General features: G+C 40.3%; 16 protein-coding genes. 3 read left to right on the top strand and 13 right to left on the bottom strand.

All coding sequences use genetic code 11. The annotated features are described in order from the left end of the window. The first annotated feature begins 59 nt into the window (after positions 1-59). A complete protein-coding gene (locus MM239_RS02715) occupies positions 60-701 on the top strand; it encodes a hypothetical protein (protein WP_241346393.1) in 642 nt (213 codons plus the stop codon). On the opposite strand, the gene MM239_RS02710 is transcribed toward MM239_RS02715, so the two are convergent. From MM239_RS02710 to MM239_RS02690, 5 genes are all read right to left on the bottom strand, one after another. Continuing rightward, on the bottom strand, positions 698-1,255 hold the full coding sequence (locus MM239_RS02710; protein ID WP_241346391.1) for a DUF2911 domain-containing protein: 558 nt from the start codon (positions 1,253-1,255) through the stop codon (positions 698-700). The two genes, MM239_RS02715 and MM239_RS02710, sit on opposite strands and share 4 nt — an antisense overlap. Before the next feature lie 268 nt (positions 1,256-1,523). Further along, positions 1,524-3,287, bottom strand: a complete 1,764-nt coding sequence (locus tag MM239_RS02705; RefSeq protein WP_241346389.1) for an efflux RND transporter periplasmic adaptor subunit — start codon at positions 3,285-3,287, stop codon at positions 1,524-1,526. A 148-nt stretch (positions 3,288-3,435) separates the two neighbouring features. Further along, on the bottom strand, positions 3,436-5,340 hold the full coding sequence (locus MM239_RS02700) for a four helix bundle protein (protein WP_241346387.1): 1,905 nt from the start codon (positions 5,338-5,340) through the stop codon (positions 3,436-3,438). 217 nt (positions 5,341-5,557) lie between these two features. After that, a complete protein-coding gene (locus MM239_RS02695) occupies positions 5,558-9,424 on the bottom strand; it encodes an efflux RND transporter permease subunit (RefSeq protein ID WP_241346385.1) in 3,867 nt (1,288 codons plus the stop codon). A 275-nt stretch (positions 9,425-9,699) separates the two neighbouring features. Next, positions 9,700-10,080, bottom strand: a complete 381-nt coding sequence (locus tag MM239_RS02690; RefSeq protein WP_241346383.1) for an HYC_CC_PP family protein — start codon at positions 10,078-10,080, stop codon at positions 9,700-9,702. A gap of 523 nt (positions 10,081-10,603) precedes the next feature. Here MM239_RS02690 and MM239_RS02685 point away from each other — a divergent pair. After that, complete coding sequence (locus MM239_RS02685) at positions 10,604-11,119, top strand: hypothetical protein (RefSeq protein WP_241346381.1); 516 nt, start codon at positions 10,604-10,606, stop codon at positions 11,117-11,119. A 60-nt stretch (positions 11,120-11,179) separates the two neighbouring features. On the opposite strand, the gene MM239_RS02680 is transcribed toward MM239_RS02685, so the two are convergent. Further along, positions 11,180-12,052, bottom strand: coding sequence for an SDR family oxidoreductase (locus tag MM239_RS02680; RefSeq protein WP_241346379.1), 873 nt, complete (start codon positions 12,050-12,052; stop codon positions 11,180-11,182). A 123-nt stretch (positions 12,053-12,175) separates the two neighbouring features. On the opposite strand from MM239_RS02680, the gene MM239_RS02675 reads away from it, so the two are divergent. Next, positions 12,176-12,991 (top strand): hypothetical protein, encoded by an 816-nt coding sequence (locus tag MM239_RS02675; RefSeq protein WP_241346378.1) that lies wholly within the window; start codon positions 12,176-12,178, stop codon positions 12,989-12,991. Positions 12,992-13,079: 88 nt separating this feature from the next. Here MM239_RS02675 and MM239_RS02670 read toward each other — a convergent pair whose 3' ends face one another. The 7 genes from MM239_RS02670 to MM239_RS02640 all read right to left on the bottom strand — a co-directional run bounded on the left by MM239_RS02670 (position 13,080) and on the right by MM239_RS02640 (position 21,638). Further along, positions 13,080-13,733, bottom strand: coding sequence for a Crp/Fnr family transcriptional regulator (locus MM239_RS02670; protein WP_241346446.1), 654 nt, complete (start codon positions 13,731-13,733; stop codon positions 13,080-13,082). Between the two features lie 83 nt (positions 13,734-13,816). Further along, complete coding sequence (locus MM239_RS02665) at positions 13,817-15,481, bottom strand: Na/Pi cotransporter family protein (protein WP_241346376.1); 1,665 nt, start codon at positions 15,479-15,481, stop codon at positions 13,817-13,819. 184 nt (positions 15,482-15,665) lie between these two features. Beyond that, on the bottom strand, positions 15,666-16,814 hold the full coding sequence (locus tag MM239_RS02660; protein WP_241346375.1) for an aldose epimerase family protein: 1,149 nt from the start codon (positions 16,812-16,814) through the stop codon (positions 15,666-15,668). A 12-nt stretch (positions 16,815-16,826) separates the two neighbouring features. Then, positions 16,827-17,525: an L-ribulose-5-phosphate 4-epimerase gene (locus MM239_RS02655; RefSeq protein WP_241346373.1), complete on the bottom strand. Its 699-nt coding sequence runs from the start codon at positions 17,523-17,525 to the stop codon at positions 16,827-16,829. A gap of 27 nt (positions 17,526-17,552) precedes the next feature. Next, entirely contained in the window at positions 17,553-17,897 is a 345-nt protein-coding gene (locus MM239_RS02650) for a four helix bundle protein (RefSeq protein ID WP_317235599.1), read from the bottom strand. 106 nt (positions 17,898-18,003) lie between these two features. Continuing rightward, the gene (locus MM239_RS02645) at positions 18,004-19,671 is read right to left on the bottom strand and encodes a ribulokinase (protein WP_241346368.1); all 1,668 of its coding nucleotides are present in this window, start codon (positions 19,669-19,671) and stop codon (positions 18,004-18,006) included. A 14-nt stretch (positions 19,672-19,685) separates the two neighbouring features. Then, positions 19,686-21,638 (bottom strand): glycoside hydrolase family 97 protein, encoded by a 1,953-nt coding sequence (locus tag MM239_RS02640; RefSeq protein WP_241346365.1) that lies wholly within the window; start codon positions 21,636-21,638, stop codon positions 19,686-19,688. Positions 21,639-21,817: the final 179 nt, after the last annotated feature.

Below are 21,817 nucleotides of genomic sequence, written 5' to 3'. Positions count from 1 at the left end.
CTTTTTAAATATTATCATGCTTTTATTCGTTAACTTTGTGACTGCTATCCATCACCGAAATGAAAGCTACTGAAAAAAGACCAATTATTGAATCCAACTATTTCTATCATTTAAAAATAGGTGAACGTGGTGTCATCATAGATGCCAACAAAAAGTTTAAAAGGCAAATTTCCCTTGATCAAAACACCTTATTTCAGGAAAGTATACAAAATATGCTTCATGCCAATGATTATATTTTGTTCCAAAAAAGAACAGAAATAGCCCTAGTTGAAAACGAAGAGTCTTTCACTATGGAGTTAAGAATCAAAGGAATAGCTGAGGGAGAATTTAAACGGACTCGCTGGGAGTTTCAATTGTTTAACTCACCCAACACGCAAATTAAAATGATAGGTTTTGGACATGATATTATATCAAACAAAGACAAAAAGAAAGCTATCAAAAAAAAGAAGTCTAATAGCATTCTTGAACAACAAAGTGAGTTCCTAAAAAAGCTTACTTTCAACCAATCTCACCTTATGCGTGCAAAGCTTGCAAATATCATCGGAATATTAGAGGTAATCCAACCTCAAAATAATCCAGAGGAGATTCCTGAGCTAATTTCGATACTAAAAGAAGAAGCTCAGAAACTCGATAATGCATTACAAGAAAGTATCCACTCATCGAGTTCCTTAAATCAACAGAATTTAGAGAATGTTGATTAATTAACTAATCTCACATTCAATACAAATCCCCTGTCAGCCCAATTGAATATTATTTCTCCTTGATTCCCTTCTTTGCTTACCACTTCAAATTTCAGTTGTTCTACGGAATTATCCAATACATGCAATGGAATGGTGAACCTTGCCACATCCTTAGCTTCATCATAATCATCAGCTAGATGTTGTTCAAAATTAGTATTAAGTATAACCGTCCAGCTTTCTTTACCAGGAATAGTAAATAACGCATATTTTCCAGCAGGAAACACTTCCCCCTCGATCTCAAGATCTTCATTGAAAGAAATACTTGTGGCCGAATGTGCCCCAGTCACCCAAACTTCATCATAGGCCACGAGCCCACCGAAAACCTTCCTTCCTCTTACACTGGGAGCAGCATAGTCTATGTGCATATGGTTGGAACCAATAATGGCCATAGCGGCAGTCCTTGGGCTTTTGGAATTAGATGCTCCTGCATGGACACTGTGGTCATGATGGGCATGTTCATCTTTTGCTACTTGCTTCTCCTCAGTCTTGTTGGAGGTGCATGAAAAGATAATCATTAAGAGTAAGATGATCAGGTAATTTTTAGCTTTTATATTTTAAAATTTGATTTTTTAAATTAAGATATTCATTGATGTTGACCAATAGTACTCAGTAAACCAAAGATTTGAATCTTTAGACAAAGAAGCCTAAAACCGCTTCTTTTAAAAGACTCGATTCCAAGGCAAACATGAATATCCCAAACCAATATACCTCTATATAATGAAGACATCCCGACAATCTAGGGACTAATATCTCAATATCAACTCATTATCAACTAACATCAGTTTAATGTTTATGTCCCACCTGTACCTCCGGCTGATTGCCAGATGATAAAGAGACTCTCTTACCCGGCTGATAAGTTTCCTTGACCTCTCCACAAGTCAGCATTGTGTCCCCAAAATATGGATTTCTGATTTCCTTTTCTGAGCTCAACCAATAGGCTCCCTGGTCTTTGAAGGCCATGGGACAATACTGACGGTAGGTGGTTTTACCCACTACACCAAAGTATTCCACTGCTTCAATCAGGTTATCGGATAAGGTCTCGAAATGCTTCCTTTGTTCCTCCACATCTGAAGTCTGTGTGATTTTATCCAGACTGTTCTGCATAGGTCTCAATAGATCCATCCAAATGTCATGGGCCTTTCCTTCCAAAAGATTCATATCTACTTTGGCCAAACTGGCTTTGGCAGGACTGATTGTCTTTTGGGTAGCATCCGCATCAGATTTGACCAAGGCATCTTTGATAGGAAAATAGATTTGAACGAAAGCGGTGAGCTGTTTTCTAAATTCCTCAGGTGTATCCAAAGTCTTCACTTCCGGTCTTGTCATCATGCTATAATTTCCACTCAACTGGGCCGCTGCATCAATGGCAAAAACCCCATTACTAACCACTTGATCACCTTCTTCTACTCCTGACAAAACCAAGTAGTCTTCCCCTACCCTTGCCCCCAATTCTACCTCACGCATCTCGAATGCCGGAGCTTCCTTATCCCCTACCTGCGCATAGACCACCGATCTAGGCCCTGTCCAAAGTATTGCTGTCTTGGGAATTATCAAACCTGACTGACCCGATTGACCTGTAAAGATATTGGCAGAGACAAACATCTCTGGTTTGAACTCAAAATTCCGATTCATTGCTTCGGCACGGACTCCTACAGTTCTGGTATCTGGGTTCAAGACCGGATCTATGTAAGTCACCTTGGCATTGAAAGCCCTTCCCGGATAAGCGGAAACAGAGAAACTCAAATCATCTCCTTTTTTGATAGCACCTAGATCAGATTCGTAAGCGTCCAAAATCACCCATACCGTACTCAAGTCCACTACTTCAAAAAGCACAGAACCCCTGCTGACGAAGTCACCAACAGACACATTTCTAGCTGTCACCACACCTGCCACATCAGCATAGACGTCAAATTGGGACTGTACCTCACCCGAACTTTCTACCTTTGCAATCTGCTCTTCCGAAATTTTCCAAAGTCTCAGTTTTTCTTTAGCAGCTTGGTAGAGTGCTGGTTGACGCTCTTTGATTTTGGCGGTTTCCAACAGCTCCTTTTGGGCATTTACCAGTTCGGGAGAATAGAGGGTAGCTAATTTTTCACCCCTGCTGACCTCCTGCCCGGTAAAGTTGATAAACAGTTGATCCACCCTTCCCGCATAATTGGCAGTAAGACTTTTCACACGTTGTTCATTACTTTGGATTTTTCCTGTTAGGGAAAGTTGCCCTGTACCAGCCCCAGATTTAACCCTGACTGTCTGCACGTTGGAAAGAGCAACTGCCTCGGGAGTCATTTCCAACACAAAGGGGCTGGATTCTCCGCCCTTTTTATTGCTGACTGGAGTAAGTGCCATCCCGCAAAGCGGACATTGCCCAGGTTCATTTTGACGGATTTGAGGGTGCATGGAGCAAGTGTATTCCACCCCGTTTTCGTCAATATGCGTATGCTCATGGTCAGGATGCTCTTCCCTTCCCCCACGAATCAGATATCCTGCTACCGCCCCAAAGAAAAGGCAGCTTAGGATTACGATTACTATTTGCTTATTTTTGCTCATTATGTTTTTTTAAAGTATACCTCTAATCCATTTTATTAATAGATATTCATAGACATTGAATTCGCTCCTAAACATGGATCCAATCAATGACACGGCACCGAAAGCCGATATCTTAATATCATTAATATCATTTTATATCAATATCAATTCAAATTCCAACCAATGTCTCCAGCCTAGCCAACTGAATCTCCCTTTCAATCTTGATATTCAGCAGATTCAAGCTAAAATCCAGTAATTCTCTTCGGATGCTCAAGATCTCTTCGAAGGAATTACCTTCTGTTGCGTATGAAGTCACGGATAACTCTAGCGTTTGCTCGGTCAATTCGATTTGATCTTCTAAGAGTTTGATTTTTCTATCCGCATCTTTAATGGAGGCAAGAATCATCTCAAACTCAGTTTCCAGATTTCTTTGCAGATCTTCTTTTTGTCTTTCATTAGCCTCCCAGTAAAGCTTGGATTCCGCTTCCATAGATTTGTATTTTTTACGGTAAATCGGCATAGAAATCCTCGCCATAGGCATGATCATGTTGTTGCCCATACCAGCAGGCATATAATCCATTCCTCCCATGCCGCCAGGCACACCCATTTCTGACCTTGGTGAAAACACCATGTAATTCAATCCCAACCCAAACATGGGTTTACCTTCTAATTTGGCCATTTCACCTTGCTTCTGATAGGCCAAACCTTCTTTTTCCAGCATCAACAGCATGGGATTGGTTTCCAGGATTTGCTCGAGCATTTCTACTTCCCAACCCATAGCTTTTTGACTTTCCAACCGGTTATCTATGGCTATAACTTCGTTTTTATCTCTGCCTAATAGTTGATTGAATTTTACTGTCAATGGGAGCTTGTCCACTTCCAGCTGTTCCAAATCAGATTCTAAAGTTTTGACCTGAACTTGCAGACGGAGTACATCCGTGAGTTTACCAGAACCTCCACCCGAACCCATACTGTTCATGGAAGCTGCAGCTGAGGATTGACCTGAAGTAGTAGCGGAAGAACCTCCACCTCCCATGCCCATTCCATCTTCTCCGCTTCCCTGTTGGGTGCCACGTGTTGGTCTTCTTACCGCTGATGACACAGATGAAACAGCTTCTAAAGTACTTCCTCCCTGATAGCGGATAATGGCCAATTGCTCCAAGGATTTTAAAATTTCCAAATTTGAGGAAGTGATGTCAATGGTGTTTTGCAATTGCTGCAATTGGAAGTAAGTCTCCTTGACCTGATAAAGAAGCACATTCCGCTGCTGTCTAAATTCCTCGTATTTGGCTTCCGCCATTAATGTAGCTTCATCTTTCTGCGTCCTGAGCATCCCAAACCAAGGAAACATCTGCATCACCGAAGCCTCCGCCCGCTGATTCCCCATCAACAGTTCCATCGGTCTGGTAAAAACACCAATATTCAATTGGGGTGACTCAAGACTTACTTGCTTTGTTTTTTCAAGACTGGCTTGATATTGTTTGAAACTACCCTGCAAACTCGCATTGTTTTCAATTGCTTCATTTAAGTAGTTTTCTAAAGTTTGACTTTGTAATTGAAATATGGTGGAAATACATAGAAATATGGTCAGAACTAGATATTTGTGGATATTGGATATTGATTGATATCGTTTCTCTAGAGAACCCTTTTTATGAATATGGAATACCCCCTTTGTATTAAGCTTTTTCGATTCGTTTTTTGAATTGTAAATAGATTGAATGTAGTTGTTGAGTTTTAGTGAAAGTTTGTCAGACACTTGCTTGAAGTTATCAAACTCCTCTTTTGCTATAATTTCTATTTCAAGTATTAAGCTTAAAAAGTGATTGACAGCCTCAATCATAGAATCTCTGCTATTGTAGAGAAACCTGATTCTATCCAGATAATGAACCCGACCATAAGACTCAGCTATATTTGCCCCAATAGAATCCGTCGATTCAATAAATTGATCTCCAATTATTTTCCGTGTCTGCCAATCCATTTTTTTATAAATAGCCCATCCCATCCGTGACAGCTCTCTTGACAATTTATACACCTCCAAATCCTCCAATTGTATATATCCTCTTTTCTCTTCCATAGCATTAAAACTTAACTTAAACCAAAGACTACTAATATTACCTATCCCATCTTCCCAACTACCAACCAGCTAACCATTCAAACTTAACACCTGAAAACCAGTACAATACCCACAAACACCTGATACCTATGAATATCTTTTTTACCCCCAACAACTTCTCTAAACCCAAATAAACTCCTGAAATACAACACAATACAAATTAATATCAACTCTAAATCTACATCCTTAACTCATACTCCTTAAGTTTCCCATAAAGCACCGGCACTATAAATAAAGAGATCAAAGCCACCGCCATCCCCCCAAATGCAGGAATGGCCATAGGAATCATTATGTCCGAGCCTCGGCCTGAACTTGTTAATACCGGAAGCAAAGCAAGCAAGGTCGTTGCTGTAGTCATTAGGCAAGGTCTAACCCTTTTCATGCCTGCTTCAAGAACTGCCTTCCTTATTTCTTTGACATGCTCAGGTCGGGTCTTTTCAAAGCTTTGCTTCAGGTAAGTCCCCATCACTACCCCATCGTCAGTAGCGATACCGAAGAGGGCGATAAAGCCCACCCAAACTGCCACCGAAAGATTGAATGTGCGCATTTGGAAGAGTTCCCGCATGTTGGTCCCCAAGAAGTTGAAGTCAAAAAACCAATCCTGACCATACAACCAAAGCATCATAAAACCTCCTGAAAATGCCATAGCAATGGCTGAGAAGATCATCAAGACCATGGCTGTGGAACGAAACTGAAGGTAAAGAATTAGGAAAATCACCGCCAAACATAGTGGTATCACGATCGCCAGTCGCTTCTCAGCACGGATCTGATTTTCGTAACTTCCGGAGAATGTATAGGATACCCCAGTTGGTACTTTCAACTCACCTCTGTCAACTTTTTGTTGGATAAAGTTGCGCGCATCATCTACCACGGAACCCTCAGCAAAGCCATCTCGCTTATCAAAAAGCACATAACCCACCAAGAAGGTGTTTTCCCCACGGATCATCATTGGTCCAGGTCTGTAATTGATCTCTGCCAATTGCCCCAAAGGTATCTGCGCACCTGTAGGCGTGCTGACCAAAATCCGTTTCAAAGCTTCGGGATCATCCCTGTACTCTCGAGCATATCGGGCACGGATAGCATAGCGCTCCCTACCCTCCACAGTCTTACTCAAGACCATTCCGCCTATAGCCACTTCGATAAATTCCTGCACATCGGCAATGTTCAGCCCAAACCTACCCAGTTGGGTTCTATCCAAATCAATCTCCAGATACGGCTTACCCAAAGAACGGTCTGCAAAAACTGCCTCAGACTTTACGGAAGGCACTTCTTTCAACACCGACTCCAACTTCAAGCTGAAATCCTCTATGGTTTCCAAATCGGGGCCATTTACCTTCATTCCCATGGGCGCACGCATTCCCGTCTGCAACATCACCAAGCGGGTTTCGATAGGCTGGAGTTTAGGAGCGGAAGTTACCCCAGGAAGATTGGAGGTACGCACTTGGATTTCATTCCATATATCATCAGGTGTGCGGATTTCATCCCTCCACTGACGGAAGTACTGGCCTCGTCTTTCATTTGGCAGCAAATATTTGGCAATATTTTTGGCCACAGACCTGCGCTGGGATTCATCCATGTAATTCTTTTCTTCATCCCAAATGGCGCCATCCTGACGGTCGTACCACCAGGTTTTTCCATTAACCTCAAGCTGATAATTTCCCTCTCGATCTACTTCAAATCGGAGTTTGCGGGCATCATCATCCTGTAGGTATTCGGTTTTGTAATTGATGATATTTTCATACATGGACATAGGAGCTGGGTCAAGCGGGCTTTCTGCACGGCCTGCTTTTCCAACCACCATTTCCACCTCCGGAATGGCCTGTACCAACATATCAAGCTGTTTCACAATCTGCATATTGGCCTCCACGCCAGCGTGAGGCATAGCGGTTGGCATCAAGAGAAAAGAGCCTTCATTCAAGGCTGGCATAAACTCCTTACCCATGCCAGGAAAAGTATGGGTCAGCCCTGACCATACAGAAGTGGTCCGGATATTGATTCCAAATTTGTCAAAACCGGTAGCCACAAAACCGAAAATACTTCCAAACCCTAACCATATATTCAAAGCCAAAAGAATGACTGTCAAGGGGATCAGTAAAAATATTTTAGCGTTTTCCAAGCACCAGTTCAGCAGTTGCGCATAGTAGTGGATAAACAAGGCGAATACCCCCAAAACCAAACCTACTACTAGACTGATAAAGAGGAAATTCACAAATACAGATTGGGTTAAACCCAATGGTCTCCACTCAATTGCCAATAAAACGGACACCGCTACCACTGCTATCAGCATGGCGATCTGATTTTTGTAGTGTGCCTCTTTTGTTTGTTTTGGGAAAAAGTGATGGATCAAATGATTGGCTGCAAAAGCCAACAAGACCCATCCCGCCCAAGGGAAGTAAAACAGTAGCACAAAGCCCAAAACTGCTATCGCTATATTCAGTACCGCCTTATAATTCTTAGACTTCACTTTCATGCCAAACACCCAATGGGCAAAAGCTGGCATAAAGACCAAAGTAAAGATCAAGGCAGCGATCAAAGCAAAGGTCTTGGTATAAGCCAATGGCCCGAACAATTTTCCCTCTGCTGCCTGCAGGGTAAATACGGGCAAAAAGCTGACAATCGTAGTCATCACAGCCGTCAAGATCGCCGAACTCACCTCTGTGGTCGCATCATAAATGATCTGGAGTTTGGACTTTTTATCATCAGACTCTTCTAGGTGACGAAGGATATTTTCATTCAGAATAATACCCAAATCAACCATGGTCCCAATGGCTATGGCTATCCCTGACAGTGCAACGATATTCGCATCCACTCCCACATACTTCATCATGATAAAACACATCAAAACTGCCAATGGCAACAATGCGGAGATCAAAATCGAAGCCCGAAGGTTATACACCATCACCATGATCACAATAATGGTGATCAAAATCTGTAAGCTGATGGCTTCCTTAAGCGTATTCAGGGTTTCCTTAATCAAGCCAGAACGGTCATAGAAAGGTACTATTGTCACCTTGGAGACCGTACCATCTTCGAGCGTTTTGCTCGGAAGTCCCGGGGTGATTTCATCAATTTTGGCTTTGAGTGCATCAATTACATGAAGAGGATTGTCTCCATAGCGTGCCACTACCACGCCACCTACTGCTTCGGCACCTCCTTTATCCAAAATAGCCCTTTCAGCCCTACTTGCAGGCCCAATATTCACCTTGGCAATATCCCTGATTCTCAAGGGAACATTGTTGGTAGTTTTCACTACTGCCTTTTCAATATCCTCCAGAGACTTCACATAACCTAAGCCTCTGACGATAAACTCCACCTGATTGATCTCCATGGTATTGGCCCCGATATCGAGGTTGGATTGCTTGATCGCATTCATCACCTGCATCATGGAGACGTTGTGGGCCTTCATGGCCACAGGGTCCAGGTCAACTTGGTATTCCTTGACATGCCCACCTATGGTTGCTACCTCAGCAACTCCTTCCGTCCCAGCCAAGCCATAGCGCACATAATAATCTTGAATACTACGGAGTTCGTGCAAGTCCCAACCTCCGACTGGATTGCCATTTTCATCCCTGCCTTCCAAAGTATAAAAATATACCTGTCCAAGACCTGTCGCATCAGGTCCGAGCTTGGGTTGTACCTCATCTGGAAGTAATCCTGAAGGAAGGGAGTTGATTTTTTCTAAAATTCTGGATCGGCTCCAATAGAATTCCACATCATCTTCGAAAATGATGTAAATAGAAGAAAAGCCGAACATAGAAGTACTTCGGATAGATTTCACTCCCGGCATTCCAAGTAGGGATGTGGTCAGCGGATAAGTAATCTGATCCTCCACATCCTGCGGAGAGCGTCCCATCCAGTCGGTAAAAACGATTTGCTGATTTTCCCCGATGTCAGGAATGGCATCGACCGGCACAGGGTCATTAGGAAGAAAACCGGTATGCCAGTTGAAAGGAGCTGTCACGACTCCCCAAGCCACTACAAGGACAAGTAGGATGATGGTCACCAGTTTATTTTCGAGGAAGAATTTTATGATATTATTTAACATCAATTCTGAATTTAACTTAATCCATCTCCAACTCTTTTGAATGATAGAGACAGATATTGATGGATACTTTTCCGCCTGCGGCGGACTAGATATTGGTGGGTATTAGATTTCCAAAACTAGAATTAGTTTTGTTTAAATGAGGGAATAGCGGATAGCGCTTTGGCAAAACCTGTCAGGCTTTGAAAACCTGCCAAGTCTTCAAACTGGATCTACAAACTAGAAGAAATTGAATCTTTGTGCCTTCGAGGCTATACCTTATTAAATAGGGTACAAAATCAAATCAGGAATACCTGACAAAAAATATAAATCGGCGTATCTTGAAATATGGGGGGAGAGGAATCAGCAAAGGCTGTTATCTCTTCTGTAGCAGTAAAATTTAAGGGTAATTCAAATGAAAAATCAGCGATCAACTGCTCAAAAGCCCGAGGTTGGAAATATAAAACATCAGAAACCTGCTGATCTGTATTGGGAAGTTCCAAATTCGAAACATCGTCACAACAGCCTGGCATCGGGGTACTGGACTCACAGCAAGTTTTGTATTCTGCAAATACATTAATTCTCTGAAAATCATCTCCACAAAAATGCATGGAATAGCTAAACCCTGCGTTGAAAAACACATAGAAGATAAGGAGTGCTATTTTGATCAATGACTTCACAGTATAAAATTACGCTTCAAATGTAATAAAGCTATAAGAGTTAAATGTATAAAATTTTTGTCAATCTTTACAACTTTGTTGAATATACAAAAAGTATAGCCAATCGGAATAATTAAAAACCTGTATAAGGATATAAAGGGCATTACCTAAATGCAAAAATCAGAGAAAATCTACTTAGAAAACACCAACTTTCAATATGCATTTACTCCAAAAAATACAGATTTGGGTAACCTAAGGGATACATTTTTCCTCATTCAAGTTTCCTATAGACATACTATCGAGTATATATAGGACGGTGATTTTCGAGTAGATCGTAAATATACTTTTGAAATAGGTGGGAAAAACAAAACTTCTGAGCAGATCAAAGGTGTCAAAAATAGTTTTATCACTGCTGAGGATATCAAGTATGGCAACCAAAAACGACTACCACTTTGGTTGTTCGGCTTTATATATTATAATCCTTTAGAACTAGAAACAAATCTTCACGTTCATTGGTATACATTCATTCAAATTCTTAATAAACATGATCAAGAGACTTTTCATATTCGGATTTATCATTTTAACCAATGCATGCGCCCCATCACTAGTTGGTTTGATGAAGCTAGAGGACATTCAAGACCTGCATGATGACACATTATATGTATTTCTTTCTGACAGAGATGATGACATCAATCTACACAGAAAGTATAACCAAAACAGGAGAGCTGATCGTCTAAAAAGGCAAACTGATAATTTCAACCAAAAGCTGGAGGATGCTTTTCGCCAAAACTATAGCTTTTCACAATTTAATGTAACGAAAGACTCAAAGACTGATAAGGCAAACTTCTATGTCACTATAGACATTACTGAAAACTATGGCGAAAGAAATGATCAATTTCTTATCCAACTCAACATAAGGAATTCTAATGATGAAATAGTGGAAACTGTCTTCAAAGAATCTTCAAATGACACCAATTACAATTTAAACTACTTGGTGCGGCAGCTTGACCGAAAGCTAAAGCGTAGGTACAAGCAAGCTTTGAAAATGCAAGGTATCTGATTTATCTAAGCTTGCTGAATTGCCATTTTGTCTTCAAATAGCCCCAAAGCAATTTGGGGCTTATGGCTTTTTTCCTCTAGATGCTTCAAGCATATCCCACATTTCTTGAGGAATTGCTTCTAGGTTATTGAACTCCCCAGCGCCTTGAAGCCACTCACCTCCATCTATCGTAATCACTTCGCCATTGACATAGCTAGAATAATCTGACATTAAATATGCAGCTAAATTGGCTAGTTCTTGATGTTCGCCAACCCTACCCACTGGTACCTTCTTTGCGGGATCGAATTTCTTAACCAAATCCCCAGGCAACAACCTACTCCAAGCTCCTTCTGTGGGAAATGGTCCAGGAGCAATAGCATTTGACCTGATATTGTATTTTGCCCATTCTACAGCAAGTGACCTCGTCATAGCAAGTACTCCAGCCTTAGCCGCTGCACTCGGCACTACGTAGCCTGATCCAGTCCATGCATATGTGGTTACAATATTCAAGAAAGTACCCTTTTGTTTATTTTGAATCCATCTTTTACCTGCAGTCATAGTGACATTTGCACTACCTTTGAGAACGATATCAATGACTGTATTAAAAGCATTAGTAGAGAGCCGTTCGGTAGGGCTAATAAAATTTCCTGCTGCATTATTCAACACACCATCTACCTTTCCAAAGGCAGCTTCTGCTTGATCAAAGAGGGATTCAACTTGATCTATTTCTCTTACATCACAAGACACCGCTAGTACTGTTCCACCAGTCTCCTTCTCCATTTCTCTTGCAGTACCTTGCAAGACATCAAGTTTTCGCGAGGTAATCACCAAATTTGCTCCAAGTTTCAAAAAATACAAGCCCATAGACTTCCCTAATCCTGTACCTCCTCCAGTGACTATGATTGTTTTGCCCTTTAGGGCGCCTTCTTTCAACATTCCTTCTGTATGCATCATCGATTATTGGGTTTAAAGACTTAAGATATCAATTACAATCTTTAAATGAAAGACTGAAATCACAATTGGCATCATTTTTTTTATTTATGAAAGGAAGTAAATTCGCATTTATAAAATTCACTCATGAAAAAGCTACTTATCTTCATCGCTACCATTACTACCATATCTTCATGTTCAAATGATATCGATAAAGAAATCACAACCGATGTCCAAGTAGAAGCAAATGAAATTTTTGAAATCTCCCTTGCTATTGAAGAAAGCTTACGCTTTGCACTTTATAGTTTCGATGATTTCAAAAATAACGGATCAACATCAATCCTAGGCTGTCCACTTATTGAAGTATCTGAAGAAGACATGAACGTTAAGCTCACTTTTGTAGCTATTGAGACAGAAAACTGCACCACAAAAAAAATTGAAAGAACAGGCTTTATAAAATTATCATATGCAGGATTAGAATCAGATAATGGGCTTGTCGCTCTTGAATATGATGATTATAAAGTTCGAGGAAAAAGGCTAGAAGGAAAACGAACTTTTGAAGAAGTAGTCGGTCTTGGCAATACTCGAAGGATATCAGAATCATTTGAAGATCTTGTGATCACAGATGAAGATGACAACACCTCCAAAGTCGATGGCAATTACCAATACCAGGTTCAATACCTTAACGACTCTATTTCTACAATCTCAAGTAGTGGTAATCTAATAGGGAGAAATAAAACCGGCAGAACCATAAAAATGCAACAAACTTCTCCTAGAGTTTACAGAAAAGAATGCCTAAATGAAGGAATTGTTATTGCAAGCTCAGGGATTGAGACATGGGAGATTTCTAGAACCCCATCACAATCTGTCGCACATACCCTTACTTTCAGCCAAGGTGAAGCATGTCAATCCACCGCCAGTATAAGGCTCAATGATGGACGTGTTTTGAATTTCAACCCTTAATCTTTTTTCTGAGAAACATAGATTCAACAAGGAGGCAGGGTGGTCTAAAACAATACATGAAGAGAAAAAAGTTTTATGGGGCATAAAATCACCCCATCAACTCCTCAAAATCATCTCTGACATAAATTACATTTCGACCAAGTTCAATCCACTTTTTCTTTTCAAGCTGCTTAAGAAGTCTAGAGATAACTTCTCTTGAGGTGCTCAATTCATTAGCTATCTCTTGGTGCGTTGTATGTAATTCGTTAGCTTTTAATTGCTTCATTTTGGTAACAATATACCTCATCAGTCGCTCGTCCATTTTTTTGAATGCAACAGCATCCAATGCAACGAGCAACTCTTGAAACCTTCTCTGGTAAGTACTGGACACGAAATCTTTCCATTGCTTAAACTTATCCGCCCATAATTCATGCAGTTGTACAGGAATACCAAGTATTTTGGTATGCTCTTCTGCAACTGCTTTGATCTCCGAAGGCTTAGAAGCCGAACAACAAGTCAGGGATAGTGCACAAGTTTCTCCTGGTTCTAGGTAATACAAAAACAACTCCCTACCTTCTTCGTCCATTCTTAAGATTTTGATAGCACCATCCAGTACTATGGGCACCATCTTCACAAATTGTCCAGGTTCAGTAATCGTCTTACCTTGTTCAAAATAATAGACCCCACCATGTTTCACCATCTCTTCTAGTAAAAAAGGATCTGTAATTTCTGGTAAAATTTGCTTCAATGCACTCAATTCAATTTCATTCATATTTTTAAAATTAAATATTCGCCTTTCAGGCCTTTGTAACAATAGTCACAAAGAAGATAATTTGATCCTTTCACTTACGTGTGTAGCTCGCTCAAAGGTAAATCTATCACATTGGTCTCCAAATACTTTCTGTGCAGTAAAGCATCTCCATAATTATCTAATCCAGAGACAGTCTGTTTAATTACATTAGTCAATGTCGAAAAAGGCAAGGCTAATTTTCCGTCTTTAGCATTCCTATAGAGGTCATCAATCATCAACTGATAAGTTTTGTCATGCAAACTAATCCATGTATTGCTTTCAATATTTGTCTTTTGGTCAATTTGTTCATTCATCCTCAAAATTTCATCATGTGTGAATTTAGATAGTGATCTATACAAATCTTTTATATGCAAATCTCCAGTTTCTTTCATCTCCTCAATATTATGTATGATATCTTTAAAATCCTTTGCAGCATACACTACCAACCTCAATGCTAGCATCAAAGAGGTAGCTTTGTTAGCCAAGTCTATATCTAACTCTTCTTTTTGGATGATGATGTGGTATGCAGTCAGTTCATCTTCTAGCATCTTGATTTTCTGATAATCGCCCATGAGATTTTTAGGCTCTCGAACAATCCTCTTCCATAAAGGATCTTGTTTTTCGAAATTATCCCCATTACCCCAAACTTTTTGTATAAAGCTGGCTGACAAGTGCATAGCCAACACAACCTCTTTTTCCAAAGCTGCTATCGCAGCCTCAGGGATGCTTGGACTCACTTTATGAATGTATTGAGCGACGTTATCACTTACTCCTTTGACAAATTTTGAATTCAACCATTTTTCTAAGTGACTGATAAAGGGGAAAAATAAAATCAAGCCAATCAAATTAATGACCGTATTGATCAATACTAATTCCATCAATGGATCACTGATATGAAAAAATTTCATTGTATAAAAAATCAAACGCTCAATAAAAATAAACACAATTATACCTGTCACTGCATTGAATAAAAAGTGAGCCAAAGCCAATCGTTTTTTATCAGGAGTTCCTTTTATTGAACCTAAACCGACGGTGATGGTAGTTCCAATATTGGCTCCTATGATCACAACTGCTCCAGCAGTCAAATCAATAACCCCTGAACTCATAGCAGAAAGCACTATGACGATCATAGCAGAACTGGATTGGATCAATGCAGTGACCACTATGCCAATGATCATAAAAACCCAAAGGCCATAAGAAGCAAATACGCTCAAATCTATCTGTTCAGCAACTGCTTCAATAGCTGTCTTCATGAAATCCAATCCTAAAAACAACAATCCGAACCCAATAGCAAATGCACCAGTGTTTTTTAAAATGGGCCTATTTGTCAAAAACAAATACAAAATACAGCCAACACCCAAAAATGGTAAAGCAAAAGCCGCTACACTAAGTTTGAAACCTAATGTGGCCACTATCCAAGCTGTAATAGTAGTCCCTAAATTAGCACCTAAGACCACCCCTATCGCATTTTTTAAATTAATTACCCCAGCTCCCAAGAAAGCGAGTACCATGAGGGTTACTAAAGAACTACTTTGGAGTACAGCGGTAATCAAGGCACCAATAAGCACACCTTTAAGAGCTGTATTGGTAGATTTCTGTAAGAGGTTTCGAAATGATTTACCCCCTAACTCTTTGATTGCACCTTCCAAAAGATTCATTCCCCATAGGAATATACCAATCCCAGCTAAAAACTTCCAAAAGTCAAAAGCATCGTTTTCCATAATCTAGAATTATATTTTAGACCAAATTAACCAGAAAAGGCAAAATCAACTAGGGAAACCTCATATGATATCAAAAAATAAAACTATCTACTCTTTTAAAACTTATAGGATCAAAAACAAGTGTGGTTTGGATAAGAAAACTATCCAAACCACACTTTAAATATAATAATGTATCTATGGAAGATTACTTCGCAGAGAAGTGGAGTTCAATGTTATGAACATACTTTTCTCCAGGGTTCAATCTGGCAGAAGGGAAGCTTGGCTCGTTTGGTGCATTTGGAAAAGTCTGAGGCTCCAGACAAAGTCCCATATATTGAGAATACGTGACACCATTGGTCGTCAATGCGCCATCTAAGAAGTTTCCTGAATAAAACTGTACAGCTGGCGAATCTGCATAAAGCTCCATCATCCTACCTGAACCAGCATGATATAAGGTAGCCATTTTGGCAAGTTTACCATCATGCTTTTCTTTGACTACATAATTGTGGTCATATCCCCCTGGTACATCTGAGATTCTTTCGCCTATTGGAGTAGATTTGTTAAAATCAAACGGTGTGTCTTTAACTTCCTTAAGCTCACCCGTAGGGATCAATTCTCCGTCTACTGGGGTGTATTTTGCGGCATTGATGGAAAGCTCATGGCCTAGGATATCTTCCTTCATCGCACTCAAGTTGAAGTATCCATGATGTGTAAGATTCACTATAGTCGGCTTATCTGTCTCCGATTCAAAACTTATCAAGAGCTTATTATCTTCAGTCAAAGTATAGACTAGCGTAGTAGACAAATTACCCGGATATCCTTCTTCCCCATCAGGGCTAGTATAAGTTAATTTCACTTTAATTGCTTCATCATCTTCTTCTAATGTACCATCCCAATGCTTGCGATTGAAGCCAAGTGTACCGCCATGTAGGTGATTATTTCCATCGTTTGTGGTCACTTGATAGGCTGTACCATCTAGCTCAAACTTTCCTTTGGCTATCCGATTAGCATATCTTCCTGCAGTAGCTCCCAAGTAGTAATCATTGGTATCATACCCATCCACAGATTCATATCCGAGTACTACATTTTCCAACTTGCCATCTCTATCGGGCACAATCAGCTTGGTAACAATGCCTCCAAAGCTAGAAATCTCAACGACCATTCCATTACTATTTTCTAGATGGAATACTTTTGCCTGCTGATCTCCAACTTTTACTTCGGAAACATTGGACATAAATTTCACTTCTTCAATTTCTTCAGAAGTCTCTTCTGATTTGGGAGCTGAACAGCTCCACATTCCTACCAGGAATGCTGAAAACAATAAGGCTATTGTTTTAAAATTTGATTTCTTCATGTGTTTTATTTTTTAGCAACCTTGACCGTAGTATGCGTCCTTACCATGCTTTCTTTCATAGTGTTTTTTGATCAACGCATTTTTTAGCCTCGCAGCATTTGGGTTAATTTGCAGTGTAAGGTAAGCCATTTTTGCCACCTCTTCAAGCACTTTGCTATTATAGACTGCCTTTGCGGCATCTTTTCCCCAAGCAAAAGGACCATGGCTTCCCACCAATATCATTTCCACCTCTTCTGGACTCAAGTTTTTCTCTGAAAAACAATCCAAAATCTGCTGTCCAGTATTGTATTCATAATCCCCTTCTATCAAATGATCCGCCATAGGTGGAGCACACGGGATGTCAGCCGTAAGGTGATCAGCATGAGTGGTCCCAAAGTTAGGCACATCCATAATGGCTTGTGCCCAAGCAACTGCATAGGTAGAGTGCGTGTGACATATCCCACCAATATGCTCCCAGTGCTTGTATAAAAACGCATGGGTCTTGGTATCTGATGAAGGTCTCATTTTTCCCTCCACTACCTTGGCATCAAAGTCGACAATAACAATATCATCAACCTTTAAGCTCTCGTAAGGCACTCCACTAGGCTTGATAGCAAACACTCCATTTGCCCTATCAACAGCACTCACATTTCCAAAAGTATAGACCACCAAGTCCAACTTCGGCAATTCCATATTCGCCTGGTAACAGGCTTGTTTTAGTTCTTTGTACATTGTTTATTGTAGATTTTGGAGTTTAAATCATTTACTCGAATTTTTAATCCTGCTTTTGATCGTTTTTAGACTACTGACAAAAATGGCTTTTAGCACATTTGCTCCTTGTAGTTGATTTGAAACATCAACCCAACACTTCGCTTGAATTAATTCTAACCAATAACAAGTTTCATCTGCCTCTTCTAAAGCTATTTGAAGCTTAGAAATAAACTCATCATCACTTATTGTCCTGCACACAGCTCTATAATTTGCACCTACAAAAGTAGCTGCTTTAGTAAGCTGATGTGAAATTACTTTTGCTGATGCGGAATTTGTTAGAAATTCAATAACTTCAATCACAGCTAGAGCAAACTGCTTTGTCCTATGTTTTATTTGATTTTGCCTAGCGGTAACAGTTAGATTAGAAAATTAATGTGTAATAAAAATACACAATCCCTTTTCCAATCTAATCCCAAGCTATCGGGACTACCTTCTAAAATCAATTGCCATTCTCCACTAGCTTCCCGAATTCCACATATTCAGCATACAGCTTCTCATATACTGGGACATTAGCTGAAATTGGTTCGTATACTTTATCGAAGCCGTTGCTCATGGCTTTGATTGCGGATGCTGTGTCTGGATGAATTCCAGCTGCTACTGCTGCATACATGGCTGCTCCGAGTGCAGGTGCTTGATCAGAAGTGGCTACTTTGATCGGCATGTTGAGCACATCAGCTAAAGTTTGCATCACCAAAGTGGATTTCTTGGCGACTCCTCCTAGACCAATTACTGCATCTATTTGTACCCCTTCTTCTCTAAAGCGCTCCACTATGCGCTTGGATCCAAAACTGATAGCTTCTACTAAGGATTTGAACACCCTTGCAGCATCAGACCCCATGTTCAAGTTCCTGATAGCTCCTTTTAAAGACTGATTGGCATCTGGTGTTCTTCTACCATTAATCCAATCCAAGGAGACAATCTTGGACTCAGAAACGGGGATATTTAATGCATCTTCTGAAAGTTGAACGATGATCCTGTCTTCTATTTCAGCTATCAAATTGTCTTTTTGTTCTTGACTGATATGATCAGTATCCTTGATCACGGAGATGGTTGGCTTGACAACAAGATTTTTGAACCAGGCAAGTACATCACCAAAACCAGACTGTCCAGCTTCTAATCCAATTGCCCCGGGGATCACTGAGCCATCTACCTGTCCACAGATTCCTTTGACTAGCTTATCGCCAATAGTTTCTCTGGAGGCTACCATCACATCACATGTGGATGTCCCCATGACTTTGATCAGGGTGTTTTCTGTGATTTCCCCTCCTACAGCTCCTGCATGGGCATCAAATGTACCTACTGCCACAATGGTATCTTCTGACAGCCCCAAGCGACTTGCCCATTCGGGACTCAAATTACCTGCTACTTGGTCTGAAGTATATGTTTTTGTAAATAACCTATCTCTCAATTCTGCCAAATAAGGGTCAAACAGCCCCAAAAACTCCTTTGGTGGCAAACCTCCCCATGACTCATGCCAAAGCGCTTTGTGACCAGCTGCACACCTACTTCTTTTGAATGTCAATGGATCTGTACTTCCGATCAATTGAGCTGTAATAAAATCACAATGCTCCATCCATGAGAAGGCTGCATTTTTTACTGCCTCATCTTCTCTAGCTACATGAAGGATTTTTGCCCAAAACCATTCAGAAGAGTAAATTCCACCCTCATATTTGGTATAATCTTCTCCTCCCCACGTTCTAGCCACATGATTGATTTCATCGGCTTCTTTGATTCCTGTATGGTCTTTCCATAGCACCATCATAGCATTTGGATTCTCTTCAAACCCTGGTTTTAGTGCCAGAGACTGACCTTTTTCGTCTACTGGCATAGGTGAAGAGCCTGTGGTATCTACACAGATTGCTTTGACAGATGTACTGTCTACCCCAGAACTTGCTAGCACACCTTTGATCGTCTCCTCTAGGCCTTCAAGATGATCTTTTGGATGTTGTCTAAACCTATTGGACACAGGATCACAATATTTCCCTGCTTTCCATCTTGGATACCAGTAGACCTGGCTAGCAAGACAGTTCCCATTTGAAGTATCTACCAATACTGCCCTGACAGAGTCCGAGCCATAATCAAGTCCGATTACATATTTATTATTCATTATTTTACTTATTTTTATTTCGTTAAATGGATTACAAACCCACCATTTGGATTCATTTCTACGGATAAATTGGAGGATTCATCCAAATCTTCAAAACGCCATGATTCACTAGATTCATCATCGGTGATTAAAAAGCCTTTGGAGGATGAAAGCCCGAGTTTGGAAAGATCTATATCGATAGATTGAGAAGTTTCAAGCGCATTGATTCCTGAAATATACCAATCGGATCCATTTCTTCTGGCTAATACCACATAGTCTCCAGGAAACCCTTCTATAAATTTAGTCTCTTCCCAGGAATTAGGAAGCTTTCTGAGAAAATCCTTTACCTCCTCCGATTGCTTGGCCATTCCCTCAGGTGATTCGGCATAATGTTGAATTCCAGAATAGAACAATACAGATAATGCCAATTCAAAACCTTTGGAACTTCTTCTTATAATATTTGGGATTTCATGAAGTGCCATAGGCGTAAAATCCATCGGATCATACACATTCCTTGTAAATGGAAGTATAGCCATGTGCTTGGGCGCTTCATCAGCAAACTTCTGATCAAAGGTAATCATTTCAAATCCTTTGACGGCTTCTACAGTGACCAAGTTGGGATATGTTCTGTGCCAACCTCTCGGTAAGGTTGCCCCATGGAAGTTGACCACCAAATTTGACTTAGCTGCATCTTCCAAAATATCATGATAGTACTGCATCACAGACTGGCCATCCCCTCCAAAAAAATCAATTTTCACACCTTTGACTCCCAAATCTCTGATTTTATTGAATTCCGCTGTACGCATTTCTCTAGTCAACAATTGATGCTTTGGTGTGTAGGGAGTAGAGTTCCAATCACCTGCAGAATTATACCACAAAATCAAACCTACACCTTTGCTTTGGGCATATTGTGCCAATTCTCCTATTTTTTCATAACCAATATTTACATCCCAATTCACGTCTACTAGGCAGTAGTTCCAGTTCATCTCTGATGCATAATCGATGTGTTTTTTTTGAATATCATAGTAAATGGACTCATCTTTCCCTAAAGCCCAACTCCATGAAGCAGCCCCAGGTTTCACATATGTGAAATCTAAATCAGTGCGCTGAGGGGCTGCGAGGTCTGTCCCTAAGGTAGAATGAACTATAGCTTCTAATGAGCCAATTGCCAAAACCCTCCAAGGACTTTCCCAGGATTCGGTTGCCGAGGGAAAAACTGCTCCATCAAAAATCTTCTCTTGGTCTGAAGGATAAGTAATTCTGTATTCACCATTAGGAGAATCTGCTGCTAACCTGCTAGCGGCATGATCAGCCCCTAAACCTGCTTCCGAGATCAGTACCCAAGTATCATCCGATTGGAAAAGTGCTGGATAAATCCATCCAGAGGCAATTGGTGATGGGCTCCCTACAGCTACTCCTTTCTCATAAGACTCTTCATAAGAAGGGTTAGTTTTTTCCCAACCTGTCTTTGGGTCAGCCATAGGCTGAATCCAAGTCTTTGCAGATGTCTTAAAATTATAAGTGGTCAATTCTTCAAGCATTTTCACTTTTGAATCACCAAGATCTGGAAGTACATACTTGAAAGCTACGCCGTTGTCTGACACGCTAAATACCACTTGAAGCTCTTTTCCCTCATTATTTTCCAAAGTCAAGATTCTTTCGTTAGCTTGATAGTGGTGAGACTTCTGCTTTCCATGAACAAGCTCGTAGGTATCACTTACAATAGACACTTCTGATACAGCTGTAAGCTGAAGGTTATTGGAAAAATCAAAGTTTTCCCACACCAAACCTAACCTTGATGGTTCTAAAATTTGCTCCTGCTTATGATATATCTCATAGAAAAGCTCTCCTGATTCTATGCTAAAAGCTACTTGAGTTAGTTTATCTGGACTACCTACAGTATGGTGTTCATGGTCATGGCTTTGATCGCATGCAAATGTACACACTACAAGCAAAGCTGTTATAAATACGCTAATTGAACTTTTCATTATGGTTGTTAGATTTTTCTTCCAATGCTTAATATTTTAAAACCAACAATGCCAACAGTCGACAATCCGTAAGCAATACCATGCTCGGAATGTCAACTGTTGACAGCTTACAATAAAGAATAGATTCCGTAAAGACATTGAATTCATCCCTTATTTAAACAAGCAAATCTTTTTCAATG

Source organism: Belliella filtrata (assembly GCF_022549775.1).
GTDB classification, from domain to species: domain Bacteria; phylum Bacteroidota; class Bacteroidia; order Cytophagales; family Cyclobacteriaceae; genus Belliella; species Belliella filtrata.
The sequence above is the reverse complement of the archived record's forward strand: the minus strand, read 5'-3'. Positions and strand labels throughout refer to the sequence as shown.